Origin of the sequence: Rhizobacter sp. Root1238, from assembly GCF_001425825.1 — a bacterium.
GTDB lineage: Bacteria > Pseudomonadota > Gammaproteobacteria > Burkholderiales > Burkholderiaceae_C > Rhizobacter.
In genome coordinates, this window is the sequence record NZ_LMDM01000002.1 from 1 (window position 1) to 24,826 (window position 24,826).

The window sequence follows — 24,826 nt, forward strand, 5'->3', positions numbered from 1 at the left end:
CAATCGTTCAAAACCCGCGGAAACTCGCGCTCGCCGCGGTGCACCGGTGTTCGCAGAGAAGCTGTCGGCTCCAGAAATTGAATTGATCAGCACATCCCTAAAGCATGGCCCGTCGATTCAATGCAATTCGCCAATCCGACGAGGTGTGGCCGGCCATCGAAGCCGTGCTGCTTCCTCTCGGGTTCGCCCGGACGGGGCATGTATTCCATCGGCGTTCGGACACGGACCTGCTGCCTCGGCTGGAAGCGATGGCCTTCTGCTTCGAATACAGCTTTCGAACCTGCTGGATGCATGCCACCGTGAAGGTGCCAGCCTTCATCGAGCGGCTGCATGGCGTGCGGGAGTTTGCCTATCGGCCCGAACTCGCGTGGCGGGTGCCGGACCATGCCAGCCATGTGGCGTGCATGGTGCGGATGTCCGAGATGGGGGCACTGGGCTCGCCATTGCCCGAGGGCGTAGTCTGGCGGGAAGATGGACGACTGCAGCGGCGGCGGCAGACCCCCGGGGCGGTGTTGGGTGAGGCCTTCGCCGCCATTGCCCGCGAACATGCGTTGCCCTTGTTCGAACGTCGCCTGACCGTGCAAGGGCTGGCCGCGGCCGCCGATTCTCCAGCGTATCCGAAGAGCGGCGTGGGCGGTGCATGGCCGCTGGCCGCGCGGCTGGCCCTGCGCGACCTTGACGGGGCGGCGAGGGCCTTCAGGGCGCATCCCTATTCGCTCGGAGACGACCGCTCGCGCCTTGCGGCTGCGAAGGCTTGGCTGATGCGCCAAGGTGTTGATGTGAGTGACGTCATGTGGTCCGCGGACGCTGCCGAGGCCGCCCACCCGTGGCAAGCCCAGGCATGGCTCAACGGTGAGGTGGTGCGCTGACTTGATGCCCTGGCTGCTTTGCCGCTTAGACCGACAGCGCCTTGACCTCCCAGCTGTGAACTCGCCGCCTGCTCTCGGGCATGCAACCGAGGGCCCCGACTTCGTCATGGCAGGCGTCAGTTGAGTTGTGGTTCGTCCTCGCTCGCGGCCGCGCCTCGACTGGCGTCGCGGCGCCTCAACGACCTCAGCCGCCGCTGCGGCGGCTGGATCTTCTTTCACAGCGACCGGCAGGAGACGTTCGTGACGCTGGCGGAGAGGCAGCGCATGCTGCCCGTCCCGCCTCGAACCGCCATGCCCCCGCCCCCTTGACCCAGGGGGGTACGGCACACCAACGAATCCCTATTCTCATTTCACGTTCGTCCGCAGGGGAGCCGTCCATGAAGACTGCATCGCGCCTCATCGCGTCACTCGTTGTCGGTGCCGCGGCCGCCATCTGCGCGCCCGCCCAAGCAGCCGGCGGCTATTCGGTGTTCGACATCGGTCAGCTGTCCGCCGGCACCGCAACCTATGCCACCGGCGTCAACAGCAGCGGCCAGGTGACGGGCTACTCCTACCAATTCGACAACGAAGGCGACGAGATCAATTACCAGGCCTTCGTCACGGGCGCCAGCGGCGCGGGCATCACCGGGCTCGGCACGCTCGGCGGCGCGTGGAGCAAGGCGTGGGCCATCAACGACTCGGGCACCGTGGTGGGCCAGTCGCAGACCGCCAATGGCGATGCGCGCGCCTTCATGAGCGGCCCAGGCAACACGCTGACCAACCTGGGCACGCTGGGCGCGGGCACACACAGCGTTGCCACCGGCATCAACCGGTTCGGGCAGGTGATCGGCATGACGACGCCGTATTCAGACCCCGCCTACTTCTACGCCTACGGGCAAGAGGGCTTCATCACCGGCGAACATGGTCAGAACATGCGTTCGCTCGGCACGCTCGGTGGCGAACCGTTGCTCGGCACGGCCATCGGCGACACGGAGCAGATCGTCGGCCGCATCGGCAACAGCGGGGGCTCGCCAAGCAACCATTTCGCCATTGGCGTCTACAACGGGCCGCCGATGCGCCTGGCGTTCTCCGTCAGCCGCATGGATGCCGTCAACATCAGCGGGCAGACGGCCGGAGAGTATTCCCCCGACGGCGTCAGCAACAACGTCTTCATCGGCGACGTCAACGGCGTCCTGATCCCGCTCGATTTCCACCACACCACCGGCTACAGCTACGGCTGCGCGGGCAACTCCTGCCAGTACGGCCCGGCGTCGCGAAGCTACGCATTCGACATCAACGACTCCGGCCAGATCGTCGGGCACTTCAACAACGCCACGCTCACGACGCACTTCGACTGGGGCTTCGTCACCGGCCCCAACGGGCAGGGCCCGGTGAGCCTGGACGACATCGTGACCCTGGCCAGCGGAGACCGGTTCATCTCGGCCACCGGCATCAACAATGCCGGGCAATTTATTGCCAACACGCAATACGGGCACGCCTACCTGATCTCGCCGATTCCGGAGCCGGCCATGGCGGCACTCTGGCTTGGCGGGCTGGTGCTGATCGGCCGCAGGCTGCGGCCGAGCGCTGTGCGCCAGGCGGCCGCGCCGTAGGCGGCAGGCACGTGAGCCTGCGTGATGCGGCTTCGCATGCATGCAGCGGGCCGCGGCGCACAATGCAGCCTCCGAAGCTGAGGCGGAACATGGCCGACCACCGAACGCGTGACCAGAACACCGCCGACATTGCGCCGATGTGGGTCCAGACGGCGATGTCGATTTCGAACACCCTGGCCAGTCTGGACGCGACAGGCAACGTGGCCCCCGCGATGATTGCGGTCACTGATGCAGGTGCCACGGCCGGGGTGGGGGGGCATCCGCGACGTTCCTTCGGCGTTCAGATGGATCATCGCGAACCACTTTCCCGCGCAGCCCGAACACCGGCCGCGCTCCGTTCGAATCGTCGACGACAAGGGAACGTGCACCAAAGACGAGTGCGCACTTGATGAAAACGTCGTGACTGTCTTCGAGTCGAAGGTCGCCTACTGGTACAGGCCGTACTCTCAACCCGGAGCGCCGCCCTTCGCGGCTTGGCGGCTCAGCGGATTGTTCGATTTCATGCGGGCCGTGATCTGGCAAAGCCTGGACGACGACTCGAAGACGGGTCGCATTCTGACGGAGCCTGGTCTGGGCGAAGAGGAACTGCAGGCCGTGCGTCGACACGCCTCTCTCGAGGCTGAAGCCAAGCAGTTGGGGCGGGATGACATCGAACGCTTTCTGTCGGACCGGCCGCCGCTCCGGCGCCTGTACCTGGCGGTGCTGGAGCGCGATTCCGCCGGACTCGAACGATGCATCGAAGAAGCCGACGGCGACATCGAGCGCCTGGGGACGCAGAGCGTTCGCGATCTCATCCTGCTGATCAATGCAGGCAACGAGAAGGCAGCGAAATCGAATTGCGCGGGCCTCATCACCAGCATGATGCTGTTGGCGATGGAGGGCCAACCGATAGAGGTGCGGCTGGGGTGGCGGAGCCCCGAGTACAGCCGGCACGTGCACGACTCGTCCGAACACTTCAAGACGCTCAGCCGGCTGGCCACGCGCTGGTTCGCCGGAAAATTCGAACGCATCTGTCTTTCAGAGGAAGTGCTGGACTTGGGACGGCGACTGTTCTTCGCGGAGCCGGGCGAGAACGAGCAGGCATACAGGGCGCAGGTATCGTCGTTCGTCGCCGGGGTGCGCGGCGCTGGCTCCAATGCAGCATCGCGTTGATCGCGTGCAGCTCCGCCGGGAACGAGTCGAGTCGCTGACGTAGCGCTACGCGGAGCATCTTGTTGTTCCCGATGATCCGGAGTCCTTCCAATAGGAATCGAAGATTGGAAACCCGCAACCGCTACGCGCCGCCACGTGCGCCGCTCACCAAGGAGCCTGCGCTGTGGGGCAGCCCGGTCTCGCTGCGCGCTCGCACGAGGATCGCATCCGTCGCGGGTGTCGCGGCCATCGCGGTCCTTCATAGCGAGTTCGTCTACTCGCCTGTGGCGATGCCGTGGTCAGAAAGCGTCGTCTGGGGTCTCATCGGCTCCGCCGCGTCCATCGCAGGCTGCCTTGTGATCGTCAGTCCTGCATGGGTGCCGATGTTGATCCCGCAGCAATACCCAAAGATCGCGCGCACGGCGTTCGCGTTGTGCGGGCTGATCTTGCTCGTCGCGGGTGGCGGTATCGCCTTGGCTGAAGTTCCCAGGATTCCGCACGATGGGTTCAGCTTCCTCGTGCTGTACGGGCTTCTCGCATTGGTCATCGGCGCCTGCTTTATTTGGTTGGCGGCGTCTCGAACCGATGCCCGCAAATGACCGTCGGCAAAGACCGACGAGAAGCCGGCGCATCTTCACATCGCGTTCGTGGCCGAGACCCGGCTGCAGGTCGACGCGTTCCACCGCGCGGCGCTGGAAGCGGGTGGCAAAGATGAAGCCGTGGAGCGACAACCTCAAATGGAAAGAGGGTGACGCGGCGCTGCGGCTGTATGCTGCGGCCGTCACATGGATCACCTCCAATGAGCCACGATGTTCCCGCCTGACCCTTCTACCTCGCCCCATGGACACCACCAAACTCAAGAACCTGGTCGAGCAGCTCTGCGCCCAACCCGCGCCGCAGCTCGTCCCCATCGCGACCTTCTTTGACGGCAACGATGACCTTGGCTCCATCGGCTGCAACCTGATGGACCACCCCGGCATCGACGCCTTCCGCGAGGCCTTCGCGCGCATTGCGCGCAGGCGCGATGTGGAGGCCATCTACGCGCGGATTTCCGAAGTCGACCCCGACGACGATTGCTGGCCCTTCACCGACACCGTGTTCGTCGTCGGCACCATCCACGCCGACGAACTCGCAGCGGAGTTGTCGGCGCTCGAACCCGATGAAGTGGGCAGCGCCAAAGACTTCGGCATTCCCGATGCGCTGGCCCGCAAGTACATCGCGCCGATCCTCGTGGCGTGGTGGGATTGATGGCGGGTCACCCAGCCCGCGCCTGGCGGGATGAACTCAGCCTGCCCCAAACTCGATGCAGCAGCCACAGGCAGGCCGCGTAAACGCCCCAATCCACGACGAATGCCAAGGGGTCGATCTGGTGTAGTGCAACATCCGGACGAACTCGTGCAACTGGTCGAGTAGCCTACCTATGGCTCAACTGACAGAAATGGGAGAAAACCGATGCCGCGAGTCTTTCGTCCGTCTGCAGATCAACTGCGAACAAAGTTCCTCCGTTCGACTCTGTGTCGCCTTGGCACACCAAACGACATGGCCGCAGTTTCAAGTCACCTTCGCAACTACGCTGTCGCGGAAACGGTCGGCCTATTAGGCACCTTGGACAGCCACCCGATGATTTCGGCAATTCCAATCATCACACGCACGGGAGCGCAATTCCAGCAGGTGCGTGGCACCGTGGACAATCACTTCGCGCACGTCGCGCCAAGCAGCTTGAACTTGAATGGCAAGCCGCTGCGTGCGATGTTTGCTACCCAGTCTGCCAGAGACCACATCGAGCGCATCTTTGGTATGGGCGTCATGGCGCCTCCAGATTGGCGATCGCTTGGAACGTACCCCCAAAGTCCGGCAGTCCAGAACCGCACGGACGTGACAGCCGAGAGCCACCATTCTTCCGGCGGGTTGGTAGCTGCCTTCGAATCCATGTGTCAGGTGGCGGCCAACTCAGGCAAGTGGCTTGGGAACGCGAAGCACCAACACAACAAGACCTCACTCGCTGACTACATTGAACACAACTTCAATGCCGTCTGGAAGCCGGCTGCTCTTGCAGCATATGCAGGTGCTCAAGCATCGATTACTGCTGGGAGTCCAACTGGAACGACCGCTTCTCACCAAGTAGCTCTTCTTGCGGTGCAGTTTTCCACTTTACAGACAGCGAGGTTTGACTACGGAGAAATAGCTCAGTCCATACTCAATTCAACCGCGAATGAACAGTGGAACGAGAGCAAGTAGCCGCACCACCGCTGAGGCGCGACTGCCACCCGTCGCTCCCGGATCCGCAAATCAGTTTGGCTTCGTCCTAGGCATGCTGGGATGGCGAGTCGCCCGGCGTCTGGTCATCAATGAGCTCCAAAAGATCAGCTGCGCTCGTGGCCTGCGCATCGTCTCCTGTCGCCAGCTCGGCAAAGCGGTGACGCTGGGCGTGAATGAAACGCGTGAGCTCTTCTCGAACCGAGACGCCAAGGTGCGTCTCGTGGCCTGGCTCGGGAATGAAGGTGCCGCCGAGGTCGATGAGCGCCTCCATGACGGCACGCTGCCCCCACGCATGCCTGCTGGCCAGGATCTGCTCAAGCGCAGGAAGAACGCCCAGCACGACCGGGTAGTAGGTGCCTGCATGGTTGTTGCCCATGGCCCAGAGGAAGGCATCGCAGGCATCGACGGCGGTCTGCTCATCGTGCGCATTGCGGAGCGCCACGAGGGCGCGTTCCACGCTGCCTGAGTCGTTCGAGTCCGGTTGAGGAAATGGGGCGATGTTGAGCGGCGTCATGGCGGTGTGATGGACTGCCGTTGCAGATGAATCTGCTGCGGATGGGCGCCGAGCCGTGATGGGCGTGCGCGAGTGCTCCATTGTCGCCGGCCGGCGGCCGCGCGCGTCAGCTGCGCGCTGACGAAAGACTTCGGCGCGATCGTCAGCTACGAAGGCGAGGAGCCGGAGCCGCTCGATGAGATGCTCGAGGCCACGCAAGAGATCATTCGGGATGCCGCGGACGAGGCTTGAACCCGCGCGGGCGCCTCATTTGTGCATCAGCTCCAGCATCTCAAGGATGAAATCCGGTCGCGCCAGCATGGCCACGCCCAGCGCGCACCACAGAACTCCCACGATCACCGCGGGAACTCCGGTGATGTAGCCGGATGGTGGCCGTCCTTCCAACCCATACGCAATGCGGCGCTGGATGGTCTGCACGATGCCGCCCACCAGCATGACGATGCCGAGCCAGCTCATGCCCGCGCGTGAGCTCACGAACATGAACAGCGCGACCGCTACCGCCACCAACGAAATTCCGGCAACGCGCAGGATGAAGGGATCCTCCGGTGGTGCGTCTTTCATCGTGATGCCTCGCCAAACCGAGCCTCGAGCTCATCCCATGGGACCGGACAGTACTCATCTTCGTCGGGCCATGCCGATGGCGGAGCGAGCAAGTCTGTAGGCTCGGGAAGCGAGAGGCTCGACCCAGCGAACTCGCTGCTGAGGATCACGCGTGAGTCTGGCGCTCGAACCACGCGGAGTTGAGCGCGAGGATGGAATGAACTCTTCAACGGGTCGTCCCCGCCCACGCCGATCTGTTGACGCTCGTGATCAATGAGCACGTAGGCCCTTCCGGTGGACGACTTCAGGAAGTAGGTCAGTCCGCCATGCTCAGGCTCCTGAAGCCGCTTCACCTCGGAGAACTCATAGTTCTCCTCAACGACGGTGCCGGCTTCCAGATCGGCCAGGATCGAAGGTGCAGGGTTCTTGAGTCCCCTGAGCCAGCGGTAGTCCAGGAAGATGCAGACGGCGGCGCAGGCAACGGCGGCCGAGAAGACCACGACAGCACGGTAAGGTGAGTTCCATCCGAAGGACAAACCCAGTGCAGCCTTGGCCACGGCGGCCACGATCAGCCAGACGACCACAGCGCCTGCCAACGACGCGGCCCACATCAGCAGCGCGGTGGAAATCGCCAGCTTCGCCTTGCCGAGCCGACCAGGAAGCGCGCGCAGGATGCGTTGAAGTTCGAGCTTCTCCGCATCGGTGAAAGAACGGCTGGTGATCGAGGCAGGCATGCCTAGTCCATGCACTCGATGTCGGCGGGCATCGTCACCCAGCGGTGCATCCGCTCTTCGTACACCGAGAACGCGGGTGCGGGAAAGGCCGGGTCGGCGAACGCACCGACGGGAATGGCGATGTTGTCTTCGCTCCCTGATCCATGCCGCAGTGGATCAAGAGCACCCTTCGACAAGTCGTATCGCATGCTCCGCCCCGGCGAACATCTCGGCGACCGACTGATTCCCGTCGACACGAATCGCGAACTGCTTGTCGCCTGACACGAGCACGATGCTCCGGTCTGCCGCGTTGTCGGAGTAGTGCTGCTGAACGTCCTCGATGCGCGACCCGAGCGAGCGGCGAACCCGGTCGAGGCTGGAGCCGACCCGCAACCCCGACGGCGTCACCACGTTCGGCTCGTGTGTCTCGATGCGAACGATCTTCCGGTCCTCGGTCATGAACTTGAGTTCAGGCGACGCCTGGTAGTAGTCGCAACCGGCCTTCGCCACACCGCGCGGGCTCGGCAGGTTCTTGCGCCCCAGCTTGGTCAGCAGCTGGTGGGCTTGCGCGACGGGCATCCCGATCTGCACCGGCCCATACGAGTTCATCGTCAGAACCACGTCGGCCGCGAATGCGCCAGACGACGCCATCAACTGCGTTGCGACAAGAGCCACAGTGGCGAAAAATCTCATGAGCGTGCAGGTGCCGGCTGTTGGAATGGGTCGCCATGTTACGGCGCCTTCAGCAGACCGCTGTTGCCGGTGGGCGTGCAGCACGAGAAGCTCCATTCCCGATCCCGGCCGCATCTCCTCAACATGACGGATGACGAGCCTGTGAGCCACGACGCAGCATCCAGTCGGCTTCAGGAGATCCGCATCATGTCGAGTACTCGTGCACAGACGCACGAGCCCGAGCCGAAGGTGGCACTGGCGCTCTCCGGCGGCGGGTTTCGTGCGGCACTGTTCCATCTCGGCGTCTTGCTCTACCTGCGTGACAGCGGACAGCTGTCGCAAGTGTCACGAATCTCGAGCGTCTCCGGTGGCAGCGTCACGGCGGCGTACGTGCTGATGCACTGGGACGACTTCCGCGACGACGCGAAATGCGCCGACGTCACCCGCAAGCTCGTCGCCTTCGCGCAGTGCAACGTCATCGGACCCATCTACCGAAGCTTCTTCCGGCGCACGCAGCGTTTGCGGTCGCTGTACGGAAAAGGTCTGTTCGGCGCTGCCAAGCTGACCACGCTGCGGCCCGGCGGCGCGCCCACGCTGTTCATCCTCGCGACGAACCTGACCTCCGGCGAGCCCTTGGCGTTCTCTGCCGACGGTCTGCATCGCGGGCTCGACAGCCCGCCCGTGCCTGTGGAGATCGACGTCGCCCGTGCGGTGGCGGCGTCCTCCGCATTCCCGGTCGTGTTTCCGGCCACGGCGCTGAGCCGCGCAGAACTCGGACTGACGCGACAAGAAATGCCCGCCGAACGGATCTGGGCCACTGACGGCGGCGTTCGCGACAACTCGGGCCTGGAGTTTCTCTTCGGCGCGGCTGCTGGTTCGGGCGCGCCGGAGAAACTGATCTCTGTCGATGCGCGGCGGTGCTTCGACCTGAGCGACGCAGGTGAACGGCGGGTCCTCGGCATCCGCCTGTTTCCGGTGTTGGAGCGCACTTTCGAGATTGCAGCCTTTCAACTCGACAGTTACCGCGAGGCTGCAACGGCGGCCCTGGTTCTTCGATTGACCGACACGCCGACGCCGCCCACCACGGTTGCAGAACCCGTTCGCCTGCGACTGCGTTTCATGCGGACCGACTTCAACCGTTTTTCGAATGCCGAAGTGTTCGCATTGGTGGTTCATGGCTACGAGCTGGCCGCTCGCCGGCTTGCTGGCCTGTCGCCACAGGCTCACGCGCCCGCGAAACGCGACTGGAAGAGCACGCTCGGATTCGAGACGCCGGCGCTGTCGATCAAGGACTTCAAGACCTCGGCTCACACCAGGGTCGCCACGCATTTCCTGTGGCCCCTGATCGCACTCATCACGTTGGCGACTGCCATCGGAGTCGTCGCCTGGACCCAGCTGCACGCCGTGATCCCACCGCCCGTTCCGGCCCCCGTGGCCGGCGTTTCAGGGCGCGCCTCGATCCAGGAGGCGTGGATGCGCGCCGTCGTGAACGACCTCGAACGTGAAGCCGCGGCTTCGGCCGGTGGCTTGCCGAGGCTCTCGGCCACGGCAGGCCCTGTCGTACCGAAGATGCTGAGCGGCGCCATCCGATGGGTGCCGTTCGCGAGGCGATTGCCGTCGGCGCTGTTGCAGACTCAATTCGATGAACGCTCGCGCGCCGTCAGCGCCCTCGCGTTCCTCAAGAAGGCGGAATCGGTCTACAAGCCCTTGCCGACGAGTTTCTTGCGCGGCCGGATCGAAGTGGCACTCGACGGGGCTGACGAAGGCGATGTGGTGTTGGTGCTGTTCGCCGCAAGCTATTGGGCCGGGTCGGACGAGGCGGTCGACACCAGCCGTGTATTTTCCGAATGGAGATTCCATGCACAGTAGATCTTCGAGACGCGACTTGATCCTTGCCACCCTCTCTGTCGTCTCGCTGGCCGCGCCGAGCGTGGCGAAGGGCGGTCCCATGATCAAGATCGAGGGCGTGGTGACCAACAGTGCGGGCAAGCCACAAGCAGGCGTTACCGTCGCGGTCGACCGGTCCGGCGCGCCGTCGACAGTGACCGATGGGTTCGGAGCGTATCGGTTGGAGATCGCCGGGGGACCTCCGATCGGCCAGTTGAGCTACTCGCACTCGAACTTCGACTATGCAGTTGTCGAAAGCATCTCGGGCGAGATCAATCAGAGCATCTCCAAGGTGCTGTACGGGCGCGGCGAGAAGCGCGTCGCCTCAGCCATGGTGGACACGCTGGGGGCCTACGAACAACTGCTGGTAGCGTTGATTCAATCTGAGCAAGCGGAGCGCCGGCAGAGGATTGCGGTCTATCGACGCGAAAAATGGCTCGAAGCCGTCAACGCGCTCCCCGCCGATGGCGCTGGGGCGTCCGCGTGGCTCGATTCCAGAAAGAAGAGTCTCTCCATCGAACTTGCAAGGCAAATGGGCTGAGCCGGACATGGGGAAGCTCATGAAACCTGTCGTAGCGTTGGTCGAATGGTTCGGCCCCTACTCGCTCGAATCCGCGAAAAGAAAATCCGCTGGGCATGACGATGGCCTCTACGTGGTGATCGGCAGGCGACCTCAAGAGGACGCCTCTCGCGTCCAATACATCGGCCTGGGCTCGAATCTGCACAGGCGCCTGAATGGCGTTCACCATGCGATCCCGAAGGTCACCGACGATTGCGAGATCTGGCTGGGCGATGTGATCTCGCCTCGAACACCGGGCCGCAAGATCAAGGTGACCGACCGAATGCTCGATCTCGTCGAATGGGCGCACGCCTACTTCCTGCAACTGCCGCTGAACTCGATGAAGAAGGCGCGACCTCCTGATCGGCCGATCGCCGTCTACAACAAGTGGTGGCAGAAAAACGCCACAGTCCCGTACAAGAGGCGGCCTCATCGTGACTGGCCGGACATCATTGACTATTTCGGCGATGAGTTTCCGGCCAAGCTCGTGTGGTTCGGTGGACGGCAAGTCATCGGCGACGTGGCGTCGTTCAAGGCCGCTCGGGACAGAGATTGAGGCGCACAGGCCACAAGAATCAAGCTGGCGAACACCCTACGTGATGCTGAAGCTCAGCGGAATTCGAAACTTGTGGCCGGGGGGCTTGCAGCTCAGCCGCTTGGCGAAACGAAGTGCGTACTGCCAGCTGATGGAATGCTTGTCGCACCGAAGACGAGAAACGATGGCAAGCGCTGCCTCGCCGAACATGGGCTGCGTGGCGGACTTCACTTCCTTGCCAACCACTTCGCCTTCCGTGCCAACGGTGAAGGCGACAAGCGCATTGCCTTCGCTGATCCCGAGCTTCATCGCCTCTTCCGGAAATGCGACAGCGTCGACAGCGGCCTGAAGGTTGGGACAGCCCGGTTATTGAGCCTGGGCGTCAGCGGCCCACACGACGAACAGCAGGCAGAAGCCAGTGACAGCGGACTTGAGGTGCATGGAGGCGCATCATCGTCGACAACCGGTGATCGGCAAAGTGGCGTCGTTCAATGGCGGCGCGGGCAGAATAGCCCGTCCTTTGTCCGTGGAGTACGTCTTGAGGAATCTTCAATGAGCCGCATCAGCTTCAAGGCCGTGGCCGTCGGCTTCCTGCTGACGCTCGGGCTCGACATCCTGGTCGGCATGGGGCTGCTGTTCCTGCACGGCGACGAGGTCACCGTCGCGGGCCGGTCGGCCGAGCAGGTGTCGCAAGACCTGGCGAACGTCACCGGCAGCACCAGCTTCCTGCTGGTGAGCATCGCCCTCGGCACCTTGACCACGCTGGCCGGCGGCTGTGTCACCGCGCGGCTGGCCAGGCGCTACCCCTACTTCAACGGGCTCGCCGTCGGCGTGCTCGGCGCGCTGTTCGGGCTGCTGTTCTGGTCCGAGAACCCGGTGTGGTTCAACCTGTTCGCGCTCGTCACCGTGATCCCGACGGCGCTGCTGGGTGCGCACATCGGCGCGCGCAACGTGCCGCCCACCTGACGGAGCCGCACATGCTGCAGATCCGCCCGATGGCCCCGGCCGACTCCGTCCACGAACTCACCCGGTTGCTGCACCGCGCCTATGCCCGGCTCGGCTCGATGGGCCTGAACTACACCGCCGTCGACCAGACGCCCGAGGTCACGGCGCGGCGCATCGAAGGTGGCCAGTGCTACATCGCCGAATGGTCGGGCGCACTGGCCGGCACCATCGTCGTGAAGCCGACCTACGCGCAGAACGAGTGCACGTATTTCACGCGGCCAGGCGTTGCGGCGGTGCACCAGTTCGGCGTCGAGCCGACGCTGCAAGGCCACGGCATCGGCCGCGCGTTGCTCGCGCAGTCGGAGCGCTGGGCGCAAGAGCGCTTGTTCCGCGAGCTGGCGATGGACACCGCCGAGCAGGCGACCCACCTGATCGATCTCTATGGCCGCCTGGGTTACCAGCACGTCGACTGGGTGCAGTGGACGGGCAAGGTGTATCGCAGCGTGGTGCTCAGCAAGCGGCTGGACACGATCGCTGCGCAGCAGTAACTCAGTCTTTTCCCGATGCGGACCCGTCTCGAGGATTACCGGGACCACCTGGCCAACGACATCGGGCTGAACGTTCCGCAGCCCTCAAGCCGTCACCCGTGACGCACTCGGCGGGTGCCCGATCACCCGCTTGAACGCCCGGCTGAACGAGGCCTCGGAGTCGTAGCCGAGCCGGTCGGCGGCCACCGCGATGCGCATGCCGTCGTTGGCAATCCAGTGCCGGGCCTGGAACATCTTCACCTTGGCGACGTATTTCGCCGGGCTCTCGCCCATCGTGCGGGTGAAGGCCTCGGCAAAGCTGGAACGCGACGAGCCCATCACGTCGGCCAGCATCGGCACGCTCCAGTCGCGCTCGGGCGCCGCATGGATGGCCGCGATCACCTTGCCGATCTTCGGGCAGCGCACCGCGGCGATCCAGCCGGTGGCGTCGCTGCAGCCGCATTCGACCCACGCGCGGATGATGCTGGCGGCCAGCACGTCGGCCAGCCGCGCGAGGATGCCGCAGGCGCCGATGCGGTCGAGTGCCACCTCGCGCTCCATCGCGTCGAGCAGCGCCGGCACCGTGACGTCCCGCTTCGCGATGTCGCCGGCGAACATCACGTCCGGCATCATCGTCAGCAGCGGGTGCAGCGGGTCCAGGTTGAAGCGCAGCGCGCCGCAGAACATCACGTCGGGTGGGGTGGCATCGACCGCTGCATCGCGTGCGTCGCCGGCCGAGGGCGCATGGGTGATGTTCTCGGCACCTACCAGGTAGATGTTGTCCGACACCGCCACCCGCGCCAGCGAATCGATGTCGACCGTCGGCACGTCGGGCGCGCTCGCCAGGATGTGGAAGCTGCCGCGCGGCAGCAGCACCGCATCGCCCGGATTCAGCCGCTTCCATTCGGTCGACGGCGTGCGCAGCCAGCAGCCGCCGCTGCCGACGAAATGGAAGCGCGCCGAGCGCTGCGCCGGAAAAGCGATCGCCCACGGCGCGCGCATCACGCAGCGGCCGTACTCCACACCGTCGAGCCGCAGCCCCAGCAGGATCTGGGTGAGTTCATCGCACTCGGACAAAAAGTCATGCATTTCGGCTCTTTCGGCATTCAAACGCCGAAATACTAGCCCTAAGCTCCTTCCCAAGTCCACCACAAGGCCACTTTCGCGCCTGCCCACCGTGTCTTCCTCCCCGATTGCCGCGCTTCCCCCCACCCAAGCCGGCCATGCCGACTGGCCCGCCATCGCGTCGCTGACGCTGGGCGTGTTCGGCCTTGTCACGGCCGAGTTCCTGCCGGCCAGCCTGCTGACCGCGATGGCCGCCGACCTCGGCGTCACCGACGGCGCGGCCGGCCAGGCGGTCACCGCGACGGCGCTGGTCGGCGCGGTGGCGGCGCCGTCGATCCCGCTGCTGACGCGCCGGCTCGACCGCCGCATCGTGATGCTGGCGCTGACCGTGCTGCTGATCGTGTCCAACCTGATCGCGGCCACCGCCAGCAGCCTGCCGGTGCTGCTGGTGGCGCGCGTGATGCTGGGCATCGCGCTCGGCGGCTTCTGGTCGATGTCGGCCGCGCTCGCGTTGCGGCTGGTGCCCGAAGCGCAGTTCGCGCGTGCGATGTCGGTGATCCTCACCGGCGTCTCGGTGGCCACCGTCGGCGCCGCGCCGATCGGCGCGTGGATGGGTTCGGTGTGGGGCTGGCGCAGCGCGTTCGTCGCGGCCGGCGTGGTCAGCGTCGTGACGCTCGCGGTGCAGCTGTTCACGCTGCCCGCGCTGCCGCCGCGCGACAACCCGAACCGGCGCGTGCTCGGCGAGCTGCTGCGGCGCCCGCCGGTGCGCGTCGCGCTGCTGGCGGTGCTGCTGGTGGTGTCGGGGCACTTCGCCGGCTTCACCTACATCCGCCCGCTGATGGAACACATCACGCACCTGTCGGTGAGCGCGGTCTCGGCGGTGCTGCTCGGCTACGGCATCGGCGGCTTCTTCGGCAACTTCGCCGGCGGCTGGGTGGCCCAGCGCAGCGAGCGCCATGCGATCGTCTTCGGCGGCGTGCTGATCGCGCTGCTGGCCACCAGCCTGCTGCTCGGTGGCAGCTCGATGTGGGTGACGGCCATCGCGGTGCCGCTGTGGGGCTTCGCGTTCGGCGCGTTCCCGGTCGGTTTCCAGACCTGGATCGTGCGGGCCGCGCCCGACCAGGCCGAAGGCGCCGGCGGCCTGCTGGTGGCCGCCTTCCAGATCGCGATCGCGAGCGGCGCCATCGGCGGCGGCTTGCTGGTCGACCACATCGGCGCGCTCGGCGGGCCGGCCTTCGCGGTGGTGGCGCTGGTGCTGGGCACGCTGCTGACCTTGCGCCACGGCCCGCGGCCGGTGCGGGCCTGAGGCGAGGGGCCCGACGATGAACGACAGCGCCGTCAGCCGCCGCATCGTGCTCGCTGCGCACCCGCGGGGCCTGCCGGCGGCGCACGATTTCCGCATCGAGACGCAGCCCGTGCCGACGCCGGGTGACGGGCAGGTGCTGTTGCGCACGCTGTACCTGTCGATCGATCCGTACATGCGCAACCTGATGGAGCCGGTCGGCCCGGGCTACGCGCCGCCGCTGGCGATCGGCGCGCCGATGGTCGGCGGCACCGTCAGCCGCGTGATCGCATCACGGCACCCGCGCCTTGCCGTCGGCGAACTGGTGCTGGCCAACGCCGGCTGGCAAGACCACGCACTGTCGAACGGCGACGACCTGATCGTGCTCGGCGACATGGCGCGGCCGTCGCTCGCGCTCGGCGGGCTGGGCATGACGGGCTTCACCGCGCAGGTCGGCCTCGAAGACATCGGCCAGCCGCGTGCCGGCGAGACGGTGGTCGTCGCGGCGGCCACCGGCGGCGTCGGTGCGGTGGTGGGCCAGCTCGCAAAGCTGAAAGGCGCGCGCGTGGTCGGCATCGCCGGTGGCGCCGACAAATGCCGGCATGCGGTCGAGGCACTCGGCTTCGACGCCTGCATCGACCGCCACGGCGCAAAGGTCGCCGAGCGCCTGGCAGCCGCCTGCCCGGCCGGCATCGACGTGTACTTCGAGAACGTCGGCGGCGCGGTCTTCGATGCGGTGCTGCCGCTGCTGAACATCGGCGCACGTGTGCCGGTCTGCGGCTTCATCGCGCACTACAACGATGCCGAGCCGTCGCCGGGCCCGGACCGTTTGCCGCAGCTGCACGCCGCGCTGCTGCAGAAGCGCATCCGCATGCAGGGCTTCATCGTGCTGGATCATTTCGGTGATCAGCAGGGCGAGCGCTTCGCGCGCTTCCGCCGCGAGATGGCGCAGCGGGTGGCCGACGGCGCGGTGAGGCTGCACGAAGACATCGTCGACGGGCTGGAGAACGCACCGGCCGCGCTGCTCGGGCTGCTCGAAGGGCGCTACGTCGGCAAGCTGGTGGTGCGCGTCGCGCAGGACTGAAGCAGCACCGCGATGGCGCGCGCCACCTCGGGGCTGGTCGGTGTGAAGACGACCATGCTGAGCCCGTCGGCGCCGTCGACCGCGAAGGTCGAGTACTCGAGCGAGATCGGCCCGGCGACCGGGTGCTCGATGCGCTTGCGCCCGACCCATTGCCGGCTCACCTCGTTCTCGGCCCACATGCGGCGGAAGTCGTCGCTGCGGGCCTGCAGTTCATCCGCGAGCGCCTGGGCCTGCGGGCTGCCGCCGGCGCGCGCCATGTCGAAGCGGAACGCCGCCAGTGCGAAGCGCGCATCCGATTCCCAGTCGGGCCAGCGGTCGATGGGGCTGAGCTCGCTGAACAGGCGCCGCAGCAGGTTGCGCTCGCCGACCGGCAGCAGCGTGTAGTCGGTCAGCACCGCGGTGGCCGCGGCATTCCACGCGACGATGTCCCACAGCGGCGTCTTGACGACCGCGGGGCTGGTGGCCAGCGCATCCAGCACGCGCTGCAGCGTCGGCGACACCGGCGGCGGCGCGCCGGGCATGAGCGGCGGCGGCCGCTGCTGCGCCAGCAGGAACAGCATCTCGCGGCCGGTGGCGTCGAGCTCCAGCGCGAGTGCCAGCCGCTCCAGCACCTCGTTCGACGGCGGGCCGCCGCGCCCTTGTTCCAACCAGGTGTACCAGGTGATGCTCACGGCCGCGCGGGTCGCGACCTCTTCGCGCCGCAGCCCCGGCGTGCGGCGGCGGCCCGGCGCATCGGGCGGCGGCAGCAGGCGTGCGCGGCGGTCGCGCAGGAAGGCACCGAGGGTGTTGACTGTCATACCTGTATACGCTCTCGGCTTTTCGCGGCCCGGACAACGAAGGACAGTTCGCTCCTTCAACTTTTCGGGAGTCAGTATGCGTGTATTCGTGACCGGAGCCACCGGCTTCATCGGGGCCGCCATCGCGCGTGAATTGAGGGCCGCGGGGCACCAGGTGCTCGGGCTGGCGCGCAACGACGCGGCGGTCGCCGCGTTGTCGGCGATGGGCGTCGAGGCGCACCGCGGCGAGCTGTCGGACACCGCCAGCCTGGTCGCCGGCGCACGGGCCTGCGACGGCGTGATCCACATGGCCTTCATCCACGACTTCAAGGCCTATGCGGCGTCGGTCGAGACCGACCTGCGCGCGGTCGATGCGCTGGTGCAGGCGCTGGAGGGCAGTGGCAAGCCCTTGATCTCGACCTGCGGCACAGCCGTGCTGGGGGGCGGCCGCATCGGCACCGAAGCCGATGCACCGACACCGGGCTCGGCGGGCTATATGCGGGCCGCGTCGGAGGCCAAGGTGCTGGCCGCCGCGGCGCGCGGCGTTCGAGCGAGCGAGGTGCGGCTCGCGCCGTCGGTGCACGGCGCCGGCGACCACGGCTTCGTGCCGATGCTGATCGACCTCGCTCGCCGCAAGGGGGTCGCCGCGTACGTGGGCGACGGCGCGAACCGCTGGCCGGCGGTGCATCGCTCGGACGCCGCGCGGCTGTACCGGCTCGCGCTCGAGCGGGCGGCGCCGGGCTCGCGCCTGCATGGCGTCGCCGAGCAGGGCGTGCCGATGCGCGAGATCGCCGAGCAGATCGGCCGAGGCCTCGGCGTGCCGGTGCGCAGCCTTGGCGTCGACGAAGCCCGTGCGCATTTCGAGTGGATGACCGGCTTCGTCGCGATGGACAACCCGTGCAGCAGCGAGATCACGCGCGCCGCGCTGGGATGGCAACCGAGCGGGCCGGGCTTGCTGGAGGACATGCGGGACAACGGGTACTTTTGACGCCGCATCCGTTCGGGCTGAGCTCGTCGAAGCCTTGGTGCGATGCGGGCAGGCCCTTCGACAGGCTCAGGGTGAACGGGTTGTCCCCGTTCGGGCTGAGCTCGTCGAAGCCTTGGTGCGATGCGGGCAGGCCCTTCGACAGGCTCAGGGCGAACGGGTTGTCCCCCGTTCGGGCGGAGCTTGTCGAAGCCTCGGTGCGATGCGGGCAGGCCCTTCGACAGGCTCAGGGTGAACGGGTTGTCCCCCGTTCGGGCTGAGCTCGTCGAAGCCTTGGTGCGATGCGAGCAGGCCCTTCGACAGGCTCAGGGCGAACGGGTTGGGGTCACCGGCGGACGGCTCCCTCGATCGCCTTGTCCAGCAGCTCCAGCCCCAGGTCGATCTCGCCGTCGCTGACCGTCAGCGGCGGCGCGACCCGGAACACCCCGCCCATCGCCGGCAGCTTGACGATGTTCATGCTGAGCCCGAGCTTCATGCATTCGCGCGTGATCGCCTCGCCGAGCGCGAAGGCGGGCTCCTTGGTGTCGCGGTTCTTGACCACCTCCAGCCCGAGCAGCAGGCCGCGCCCGCGCACGTCGCCAATGCACTCGTGCTTCGATTGCAGCCGCCGCAGCCCCTGCAGCAGCCGCTCGCCGGCGACGCAGGCGCGTTCGACCAGCCCATCGCGCTCGACCACGTCGAGCACCTTCAGGCCGACCGCCGCCGGCAGCGGGTCGGACACGTGCGTCGTGTAGAACAGGAAGCCGCGCGCATGGGCTTCTTCCTCGATCGCCGCGGTGGTCACCACGGCCGCCAGCGGCAGCCCAGCGCCCAGCGTCTTCGACAGCGTCAGGATGTCGGGCGCCACGCCGTCGCGTTCGCACGCGAACATCAGCCCGGTGCGGCCGATGCCGGTCTGCGCCTCGTCGAGGATCAGCAGCATGCCGCGCTCGACGCACTTCTGCTTCAGCGCCGCCATGTAGCCGGTCGGCAGTTCGAGGATGCCGCCGCTGCTGAGGATCGGCTCGGCGATGAACGCGGCCAGTGCGCCGGTGGACTGGCGGTCGACCTGCTCGAAGCCGTCGTCGAGTTCGCGGCGCCAGTCGAGTGCGCCGTCGGGCGTCGTGAAGCGCGGCCGGTACGCATTCGGTGCCGGGATCGCCATCGAGCCGACCGATGCCGGCCCGTAGCCCTTGCGCCCGGCGCTGTAGGTGGCCGACGCCGCGGCGCCGGTCATGCCGTGCCACGACTGCGTGAAGCCGACCACCTCGTGCCCGCCGGTCACCAGCTTGGCCATGCGCAGTGCGGCCTCGTTGGATTCGGCCCCGGTGCTCAGCAGCAGGCAGCGCTCCAGCCCGGCCGGCGCATGGCGCGCGAGCCGGGCCGCCAGCTCGACGACCGGTCGCGACAGCATGCCGCTGAACAGGTGGTCGAGCGAGTGGATCTGCTCGGTGACGACCGCGGCGATGTCCGGATGCGAATGCCCGAGCACCGCGCTCATCTGGCCGGACGTGAAGTCGAGGATCGCGCGGCCGTCGGCGTCGTAGACGAAGCTGCCCTTGGCACGCTCGATGATCAGCGGCTCGAAGCTGCCGCCGTAGCGCACCAGGTGCCGCCGGGCCTGTTGCCAGAATTGCGGGTCGTCGTTCCTGCTCATGTCGGTACCTCGTGATGGAGTTGTGGCACCTTACGCACCGGCACCCGCTTCGTGAAGCGAATAGTTTTGGAACGAGCCATCAGGAGAACTCATACCGTGGGCCAATCCCTCGACATCGACCTGCTGCGCAGCTTCGTTGCGATCGCCGAGACCGGCGTGCTGGGCCAGGCGGCCGCGCGCGTCGGGCGCACGCAGTCGGCGCTGAGCATGCAGATGCAGCGGCTGGAGGGCGTGGTCGAGCAGCCGCTGCTGTTTCGCACCGGCCGCGGGGTCACGCTCACCGCGGCCGGCGAGCGGCTGCTGGCTCACGCGCGGCAGCTGCTCGGGCTGCACGACGAGACGCTGGCCGAGCTGCGTGGCGAACAGCTGTCGGGCGTGTTGCGCTTCGGCTGCCCGGACGACTATGCGGTGGTGTTCCTGCCGCACTTGCTGCGCGGCTTCGCGAGCCTGAACCCGCGCGTGCAGCTGGAGGTGGTGTGCGCGCCGACGCCGCGGCTGCGCGAGCTGCTGGCGCGGCATGCGATCGACCTGGCGCTGGTGTCGGTCACCGGCCACCTGGAGGGCGCCGACGCGATCCGCCGCGAGCCGCTGGTGTGGGTCGGGCAGCGCGGCGGCAGTGCGGCGTCGCTCGACCCGCTGCCGCTGGCGCTCGGCGCGCCGGACGCGTTCGACCACCAGGCGCCGCGCCAGGCGCTCGAAGCGGCCGGTCGCGCGTACCGGCTGGCCTGCGCGAGCAGCAGCCTCGCGGGACTGGTCGCGATGGCGCGCTCGGGGCAGGCGGTCACGGTGCTGACGCAGACCGCCGTGCCCGACGATCTGCAGGTGCTGCCGGCCGGTGCCGACCTGCCCGCGCTGCCGACGGTCGGCATCGCACTGGCGTTCGACCGCGAGCAGCCGTCGGCCCTGGTGTCGGCCTTCGGCGCGCACGTGCGGCAGGCATTGCCGCAGGCCTGATGCCCGACGAGTCGGGCTGTTCGACGGACCCGGTCAGTGGATCACGCCGCTGGCCGACGAAGCCGGCGGCGACGGCGGGGTCGGCGTCGGCTTGAACAGCGCGGTGGCCTGCCAGGTGCCGGTGTCGTCGGTGGCCGGGCCGGCGAGCGTGCCCGCCAGGCTGCCATCGGCGGCCAGCGTGCCGGTGCCGGTCAGCACGGTGTCGCCGGCCGTCAGCTTCAGCGTCAGGCTGCCGTCGGCGGCTTGCGTGCCGGTCACGTCGTAGACCGTCTTGCGGCCATGCTGCTTGCCGCCGTGGCTGCCCCACAGCCCGATGCTGCTCGCATCGCCGCCGGCCGCCACCACCTTCTCCTGGTAGCTGGTGACCAGCGCGGTGCTGTCGGTCTTGAACTGCTCGGTGCGGGTCTTCACCGCATCGATGAAGGTCTTGATCGCAGCACGCTGGGCCTCGTTCAGGCGGTGGCCGGCATCGGGTGTCGCGGCGGCTTCAAGCGCGGCCTTCAGCGTCGCCTGCAGCGCCTCGACGTCGGTCTTGTACGCGGTCTTCAGTGCTTCCAGTGCGGTGGTGAATTCGGCTTGCAGCGCGAGCACCGCATCGCTCGGTGCGGCGGTCAGCTTGCCGCCGATCAGCTTGCCGGTGAGGGCGGTGCTGCCGTCGTCCTGCGCGACGCTCTGCAGCACCAGCGTGCCGTCGAGCGCCTGGCCGGCGTCGGTGCCGGCAGCGATCTTGGCCGCGAAGGTGTACAGCGCGGCTTCGACATGGCTGCCGTTGAAGCGGCTGCTTTCACCGGTGCTGGTTTTCACCGACAGGCCGGTGGCGGACTCGCTGACGGTGACCGATGCGGCCGACTCGTTGTCGGCGCTCTTGTCGGCGCCGCCGCAACCGAAGAGCAGGGCGCTGGCCAAGGCCAGGGCGGACCAGGTGAATGCGGGGGCGAATTTCGATGTCATGTTCGAACTCCTCTGATTGAGTTGTGGGTCTCGGGCAGCGCAATGTAGGAGCGCGCGCCGGCGCTGTCGCGGCTTCGTAAGCCGCATCGGCCGGCACTTACCAATTGCAGCGGAAGCAGGTGAAGTGCTTACGCGCCGCACCGAAATCACACGACTGTGTCGCCGCTGAAATGAACGGTCACCCTGCGGATGCGGCCGGCGCCGGCCTTCTCGATCGCGCGATCGATCACCTGGATCGAGCGCTCGCACGCCAGCGCGAACTGCTGCGCGAACCACAGCACCCAGTCGGTTGCGTCGCCGTTGCCGCGCTGGGCGGCGTTCAATGCGTCGTAGTAGTCCTTGCGCGACGCGAGCAGCTGGCGCGACAGGCTGTACAGCCGCACCGCGACGCGGTGGTCTTGCGCGAGCGCCATGTCGACGAGCGCGCGGCCGACGCGGCCGTTGCCGTCCTCGAACGGATGGATGGTCTCGTACCAGAGGTGGGCCAGCGCGGCACGCGCCAGCCCGTCGAGCGGAGGCAGGCGGCCCGGCACCGGCGTGGTCTTCGCGAACCACGCGAGAAAACGGTCCATCTCCTTCGCGACCCGGCGCGACGGCGGGGCGTCGTAGCTGACCACCTCGTGGCCGGGCAGGCCGGTGACGATCTGCATCGGCCCGGACCGATAGCGGCCCACGGCGACGGGGCGGGTGCCGCCCGCCCCGCCGGCGAACAGGGCCGACTGCCAGCGCTGCAGGCGCTCGCCGTCGAGCGGCGCCGCAAACCCGTTCATCGCATCGTCGAGCACCTCGACCAGGCCTTCGACCTGGCGGTCGCGAGGGCCGGTCGCGTCCAGTCCGAGCTGGCGCAACACCGAGGACCGCACCGCGGCGAGGTCGAGACGCTCGCCCTGGATGGCGGCGGTGGAGATCACTTCGTCTTCCATCAGCTCGCGCGCGACCTGCCCGTCGCGCTCGATGCCGATCGCCAGCGCCTTGCCTTCGACCACGCCTTGCAGGCGGCGGGCGTGCGCCAGCGCAGGCCCCACCCGCTGGTGGTCGAAGGTCAGCGCAGGCCAGCTCGACCGCTGCCAGACATAGAGGCGCCGGGTGGAAACCATGAGCCGAATTCTAGGGGTCTCGGCTCGGCTCACGAGCCGTCGACAGGGGCGTGGCACACAGCTTGCAACCCTGCCGGTCTTCTGCCCGAGAACACGAATATGTCGTTGAGATCATGTTTGCATGCGCTTCGCTGAAGCGCTTGCGGCGGTGCGTTGTGCCCAGCGCTTGCGGTCGGCCGTGAAGGACAAGGCGCCATGACGGCCCTGCTCGAAGTGCGCCAATTGCGCACCATCTTCAGGACAGACGACGGCGAATTCCCCGCGGTCGACGGCGTCAGCTTCGAGGTGCAGGCCGGTCGCACGCTCGCGATCGTCGGCGAGTCGGGCTGCGGCAAGAGCGTGACCTCGCTGTCGATCATGGGCCTGGTGCCGTCGCCGCCCGGGCGCATCGAGGGCGGCTCGATCCGCTTCGAAGGCCGCGAGCTGGTGGGCGCGCCGGCCCGGCAGATGCAGGACCTGCGCGGCAACGGCATCGCGATGATCTTCCAGGAGCCGATGTCGTCGCTGAACCCGGTGTTCACGATCGGCGAGCAGATCGTCGAGGGCCTGCTGCGCCACCGCCGCATCGACCGCAGCGAAGCCCGCGAACAGGCCCTCGCGATGCTGCGCAAGGTGCGCATCCCGGCGCCCGAGCAGCGCTTCGACGAGCACCCGCACCAGCTCTCCGGCGGCATGCGCCAGCGCGCGATGATCGCGATGGCGCTCGCCTGCGAGCCGCGGCTGCTGATCGCCGACGAGCCGACCACCGCGCTCGACGTGACGATCCAGGCGCAGATCCTTTCGCTGATGCGCTCGCTGCAGCAGGAGACCGGCACCGCCGTCATCCTGATCACGCACGACCTGGGGGTGGTGGCCGAGGTGGCCGACGAGGTGGTCGTGATGTATGCCGGGCGCATCGTCGAGCGCGCACCGGTGCAGGCCTTGTTCGAGGCGCCGCAGCATCCGTACACGATCGGCCTGCTCGGTGCGGTGCCGCGGCTCGACGGCGAACGCACGCGGCTCGCATCGATCGACGGCCAGGTGCCGAGCCCGCTGCGTCGCCCGCCGGGCTGCAGCTTCGCCGACCGCTGCCCGTTCGTCGAGCCGCGCTGCCGCGAGGCCGCGCCCGAGTTGTACGAGCTCGCGCCGCGCCATGAGGCGGCCTGCTGGAGGGCCCCATTGCCATGAGCGATCCCATCGGCGATCCGTTGTTGAAGGTGGAGGGCCTGGTCAAGCACTTCCCAGTGCGCCGCGGGCTGTTCGGCCGCGCGAAGGGCGCGGTGCGCGCGGTCGACGGCGTCGACCTGGTGATCGAGCGCGGCGAGACGCTGGGCGTGGTCGGTGAATCGGGTTGCGGCAAGTCGACGCTGGGCCGGCTGGTGCTGCGGCTGATCGAGCCGAGCGCCGGGCAGGTGCGCTTCGACGGGCAGGACCTGGGCACGCTCGACGCCGCCGCATTGCGTGCGCGGCGCCGCGCGATGCAGATCATCTTCCAGGACCCGTTCTCGTCGCTGAACCCGCGCATGACGGTCGGCCAGACGCTCACCGAACCGCTGATGCTGCACGGCCTGCACGCCGGCCGGCACCGCGAGCGCGTCGCCGAGCTGCTGCACACCGTGGGGCTCGCGTCCGAGCATGCGCAGCGCTTTCCGCACGAGTTCTCCGGCGGGCAGCGCCAGCGCATCGGCATCGCGCGGGCGCTGGCGGTCGAGCCCCGGCTGATCGTCTGCGACGAGGCGGTGTCGGCGCTCGACGTCTCGGTGCAGGCGCAGGTGGTGAACCTGCTGCAGGACCTGCAGCGCCGCTTCGGCATCGCCTACCTGTTCATCGCGCACGACCTGGCGGTGGTCAAGCACATCGCGACGCGGGTCGCGGTGATGTACCTCGGCCGCGTGGTCGAACTGGCCGACAAGCGCGCGCTGTTCGCGGCGCCGCGGCACCCCTACACGCAGGCGCTGCTGTCGGCGATTCCGCGCCCTTTCCCGGTTCGGGAGCCCGGGCCGGAACGCCAGCGCGTGCTGCTGGCCGGCGATGTGCCGAGCCCCGTCAACCCGCCCACGGGCTGCCATTTCCACACCCGCTGTGCGCATGCGCGCGAGCGCTGCGTGCAGCAGGCGCCGCCGCTCGAGCTGCACGACGGCCATGCGGTCGCCTGCCATTTCTGGCGCGAGCTGCCGGCGTCGCCGCCGTTGAATCCGGCGACCGCGGCCACGCCGGCCAGCCTCCGTCTCGCCCGCCTGCAAGCGGCTTTCGAACCCACCCCTTGATCTGTTC

The 24,826-nt window shown here is 67.5% G+C and carries 27 protein-coding genes and 2 pseudogenes; 19 read left to right on the forward strand and 10 right to left on the reverse strand.

What is annotated here, in order from left to right:
* The first annotated feature begins 104 nt into the window (after positions 1-104).
* The 7 genes and pseudogenes from ASC98_RS02510 to ASC98_RS30015 all read left to right on the forward strand — a co-directional run bounded on the left by ASC98_RS02510 (position 105) and on the right by ASC98_RS30015 (position 5,830).
* Positions 105-869: a hypothetical protein gene (locus ASC98_RS02510; RefSeq protein ID WP_157598192.1), complete on the forward strand. Its 765-nt coding sequence runs from the start codon at positions 105-107 to the stop codon at positions 867-869.
* Between the two features lie 377 nt (positions 870-1,246).
* Positions 1,247-2,461, forward strand: coding sequence for an HAF repeat-containing protein (locus ASC98_RS02515; RefSeq protein ID WP_056804883.1), 1,215 nt, complete (start codon positions 1,247-1,249; stop codon positions 2,459-2,461).
* 228 nt (positions 2,462-2,689) lie between these two features.
* Positions 2,690-3,613, forward strand: a complete 924-nt coding sequence (locus ASC98_RS02520) for a hypothetical protein (protein ID WP_056804886.1) — start codon at positions 2,690-2,692, stop codon at positions 3,611-3,613.
* A 104-nt stretch (positions 3,614-3,717) separates the two neighbouring features.
* Positions 3,718-4,191, forward strand: a complete 474-nt coding sequence (locus ASC98_RS02525; protein ID WP_056804888.1) for a hypothetical protein — start codon at positions 3,718-3,720, stop codon at positions 4,189-4,191.
* Positions 4,192-4,200: 9 nt separating this feature from the next.
* Positions 4,201-4,305 (forward strand): annotated as a pseudogene (locus ASC98_RS31450) (VOC family protein); the annotation flags it as partial.
* 127 nt (positions 4,306-4,432) lie between these two features.
* Complete coding sequence (locus ASC98_RS02530; protein WP_056804892.1) at positions 4,433-4,840, forward strand: hypothetical protein; 408 nt, start codon at positions 4,433-4,435, stop codon at positions 4,838-4,840.
* 291 nt (positions 4,841-5,131) lie between these two features.
* On the forward strand, positions 5,132-5,830 hold the full coding sequence (locus ASC98_RS30015) for a hypothetical protein (RefSeq protein ID WP_157598190.1): 699 nt from the start codon (positions 5,132-5,134) through the stop codon (positions 5,828-5,830).
* A 67-nt stretch (positions 5,831-5,897) separates the two neighbouring features.
* On the opposite strand, the gene ASC98_RS02535 is transcribed toward ASC98_RS30015, so the two are convergent.
* Positions 5,898-6,365 (reverse strand): hypothetical protein, encoded by a 468-nt coding sequence (locus ASC98_RS02535; RefSeq protein ID WP_056804895.1) that lies wholly within the window; start codon positions 6,363-6,365, stop codon positions 5,898-5,900.
* A gap of 72 nt (positions 6,366-6,437) precedes the next feature.
* On the opposite strand from ASC98_RS02535, the gene ASC98_RS30020 reads away from it, so the two are divergent.
* A complete protein-coding gene (locus ASC98_RS30020) occupies positions 6,438-6,596 on the forward strand; it encodes a hypothetical protein (protein WP_157598189.1) in 159 nt (52 codons plus the stop codon).
* A 15-nt stretch (positions 6,597-6,611) separates the two neighbouring features.
* On the opposite strand, the gene ASC98_RS02540 is transcribed toward ASC98_RS30020, so the two are convergent.
* The 3 genes from ASC98_RS02540 to ASC98_RS02550 form a co-directional block, all read right to left on the reverse strand.
* Positions 6,612-6,926 (reverse strand): hypothetical protein, encoded by a 315-nt coding sequence (locus ASC98_RS02540; protein WP_056804898.1) that lies wholly within the window; start codon positions 6,924-6,926, stop codon positions 6,612-6,614.
* On the reverse strand, positions 6,923-7,639 hold the full coding sequence (locus ASC98_RS02545) for a hypothetical protein (protein WP_056804901.1): 717 nt from the start codon (positions 7,637-7,639) through the stop codon (positions 6,923-6,925). The genes ASC98_RS02540 and ASC98_RS02545 overlap by 4 nt, the downstream gene beginning before the upstream one ends.
* A gap of 156 nt (positions 7,640-7,795) precedes the next feature.
* The gene (locus tag ASC98_RS02550) at positions 7,796-8,311 is read right to left on the reverse strand and encodes a hypothetical protein (protein ID WP_056804905.1); all 516 of its coding nucleotides are present in this window, start codon (positions 8,309-8,311) and stop codon (positions 7,796-7,798) included.
* Positions 8,312-8,434: 123 nt separating this feature from the next.
* Between ASC98_RS02550 and ASC98_RS02555 the strand changes: the two genes are divergently transcribed.
* The 3 genes from ASC98_RS02555 to ASC98_RS02565 are packed head-to-tail and all read left to right on the forward strand — an operon-like array spanning position 8,435 to position 11,292.
* Positions 8,435-10,159: a patatin-like phospholipase family protein gene (locus ASC98_RS02555; RefSeq protein ID WP_056804908.1), complete on the forward strand. Its 1,725-nt coding sequence runs from the start codon at positions 8,435-8,437 to the stop codon at positions 10,157-10,159.
* A 16-nt stretch (positions 10,160-10,175) separates the two neighbouring features.
* A complete protein-coding gene (locus tag ASC98_RS02560) occupies positions 10,176-10,718 on the forward strand; it encodes a carboxypeptidase-like regulatory domain-containing protein (protein WP_056804912.1) in 543 nt (180 codons plus the stop codon).
* A gap of 19 nt (positions 10,719-10,737) precedes the next feature.
* Positions 10,738-11,292 (forward strand): hypothetical protein, encoded by a 555-nt coding sequence (locus ASC98_RS02565; protein WP_157598186.1) that lies wholly within the window; start codon positions 10,738-10,740, stop codon positions 11,290-11,292.
* Between the two features lie 36 nt (positions 11,293-11,328).
* Here the strand turns inward: ASC98_RS02565 and ASC98_RS02570 are convergent.
* Positions 11,329-11,589, reverse strand: a pseudogene (locus ASC98_RS02570) (energy transducer TonB); the annotation flags it as partial.
* Between the two features lie 234 nt (positions 11,590-11,823).
* Here ASC98_RS02570 and ASC98_RS02575 point away from each other — a divergent pair.
* Entirely contained in the window at positions 11,824-12,237 is a 414-nt protein-coding gene (locus ASC98_RS02575; RefSeq protein WP_056804920.1) for a hypothetical protein, read from the forward strand.
* An 11-nt stretch (positions 12,238-12,248) separates the two neighbouring features.
* Complete coding sequence (locus ASC98_RS02580) at positions 12,249-12,764, forward strand: GNAT family N-acetyltransferase (protein WP_056804923.1); 516 nt, start codon at positions 12,249-12,251, stop codon at positions 12,762-12,764.
* A gap of 84 nt (positions 12,765-12,848) precedes the next feature.
* On the opposite strand, the gene ASC98_RS02585 is transcribed toward ASC98_RS02580, so the two are convergent.
* Positions 12,849-13,832 (reverse strand): AraC family transcriptional regulator, encoded by a 984-nt coding sequence (locus tag ASC98_RS02585; RefSeq protein ID WP_056805435.1) that lies wholly within the window; start codon positions 13,830-13,832, stop codon positions 12,849-12,851.
* An 88-nt stretch (positions 13,833-13,920) separates the two neighbouring features.
* On the opposite strand from ASC98_RS02585, the gene ASC98_RS02590 reads away from it, so the two are divergent.
* Positions 13,921-15,114 (forward strand): MFS transporter, encoded by a 1,194-nt coding sequence (locus tag ASC98_RS02590; RefSeq protein ID WP_235581149.1) that lies wholly within the window; start codon positions 13,921-13,923, stop codon positions 15,112-15,114.
* 16 nt (positions 15,115-15,130) lie between these two features.
* Entirely contained in the window at positions 15,131-16,174 is a 1,044-nt protein-coding gene (locus ASC98_RS02595; RefSeq protein WP_056804925.1) for an NADP-dependent oxidoreductase, read from the forward strand.
* On the opposite strand, the gene ASC98_RS02600 is transcribed toward ASC98_RS02595, so the two are convergent.
* Positions 16,135-16,971: a helix-turn-helix transcriptional regulator gene (locus ASC98_RS02600; RefSeq protein ID WP_056804928.1), complete on the reverse strand. Its 837-nt coding sequence runs from the start codon at positions 16,969-16,971 to the stop codon at positions 16,135-16,137. The genes ASC98_RS02595 and ASC98_RS02600 overlap by 40 nt on opposite strands.
* A 76-nt stretch (positions 16,972-17,047) precedes the next feature.
* Here ASC98_RS02600 and ASC98_RS02605 point away from each other — a divergent pair, with 76 nt between their 5' ends.
* The gene (locus ASC98_RS02605; RefSeq protein WP_056804931.1) at positions 17,048-17,938 is read left to right on the forward strand and encodes an SDR family oxidoreductase; all 891 of its coding nucleotides are present in this window, start codon (positions 17,048-17,050) and stop codon (positions 17,936-17,938) included.
* 322 nt (positions 17,939-18,260) lie between these two features.
* On the opposite strand, the gene ASC98_RS02610 is transcribed toward ASC98_RS02605, so the two are convergent.
* Positions 18,261-19,571, reverse strand: coding sequence for an aspartate aminotransferase family protein (locus tag ASC98_RS02610; RefSeq protein WP_056804936.1), 1,311 nt, complete (start codon positions 19,569-19,571; stop codon positions 18,261-18,263).
* A 96-nt stretch (positions 19,572-19,667) separates the two neighbouring features.
* Here ASC98_RS02610 and ASC98_RS02615 point away from each other — a divergent pair, with 96 nt between their 5' ends.
* Positions 19,668-20,525 carry a LysR family transcriptional regulator gene (locus tag ASC98_RS02615; RefSeq protein ID WP_056804940.1) on the forward strand — a complete coding sequence of 286 codons (858 nt, stop codon included), beginning with the start codon at positions 19,668-19,670 and terminating at the stop codon, positions 20,523-20,525.
* A 33-nt stretch (positions 20,526-20,558) separates the two neighbouring features.
* Here the strand turns inward: ASC98_RS02615 and ASC98_RS02620 are convergent, their stop codons facing one another.
* Together ASC98_RS02620 and ASC98_RS02625 are read right to left on the reverse strand one after the other, a co-directional pair.
* Positions 20,559-21,476: a hypothetical protein gene (locus tag ASC98_RS02620; protein ID WP_056804944.1), complete on the reverse strand. Its 918-nt coding sequence runs from the start codon at positions 21,474-21,476 to the stop codon at positions 20,559-20,561.
* Between the two features lie 146 nt (positions 21,477-21,622).
* The gene (locus tag ASC98_RS02625) at positions 21,623-22,573 is read right to left on the reverse strand and encodes a Fic family protein (protein ID WP_056804947.1); all 951 of its coding nucleotides are present in this window, start codon (positions 22,571-22,573) and stop codon (positions 21,623-21,625) included.
* Between the two features lie 195 nt (positions 22,574-22,768).
* Here ASC98_RS02625 and ASC98_RS02630 point away from each other — a divergent pair, with 195 nt between their 5' ends.
* Both ASC98_RS02630 and ASC98_RS02635 read left to right on the forward strand, forming a co-directional pair.
* Positions 22,769-23,740 carry an ABC transporter ATP-binding protein gene (locus ASC98_RS02630; RefSeq protein WP_056804951.1) on the forward strand — a complete coding sequence of 324 codons (972 nt, stop codon included), beginning with the start codon at positions 22,769-22,771 and terminating at the stop codon, positions 23,738-23,740.
* The gene (locus tag ASC98_RS02635; protein ID WP_056804954.1) at positions 23,737-24,819 is read left to right on the forward strand and encodes an ABC transporter ATP-binding protein; all 1,083 of its coding nucleotides are present in this window, start codon (positions 23,737-23,739) and stop codon (positions 24,817-24,819) included. The genes ASC98_RS02630 and ASC98_RS02635 overlap by 4 nt, the downstream gene beginning before the upstream one ends.
* The last annotated feature ends 7 nt before the right edge of the window (positions 24,820-24,826 follow it).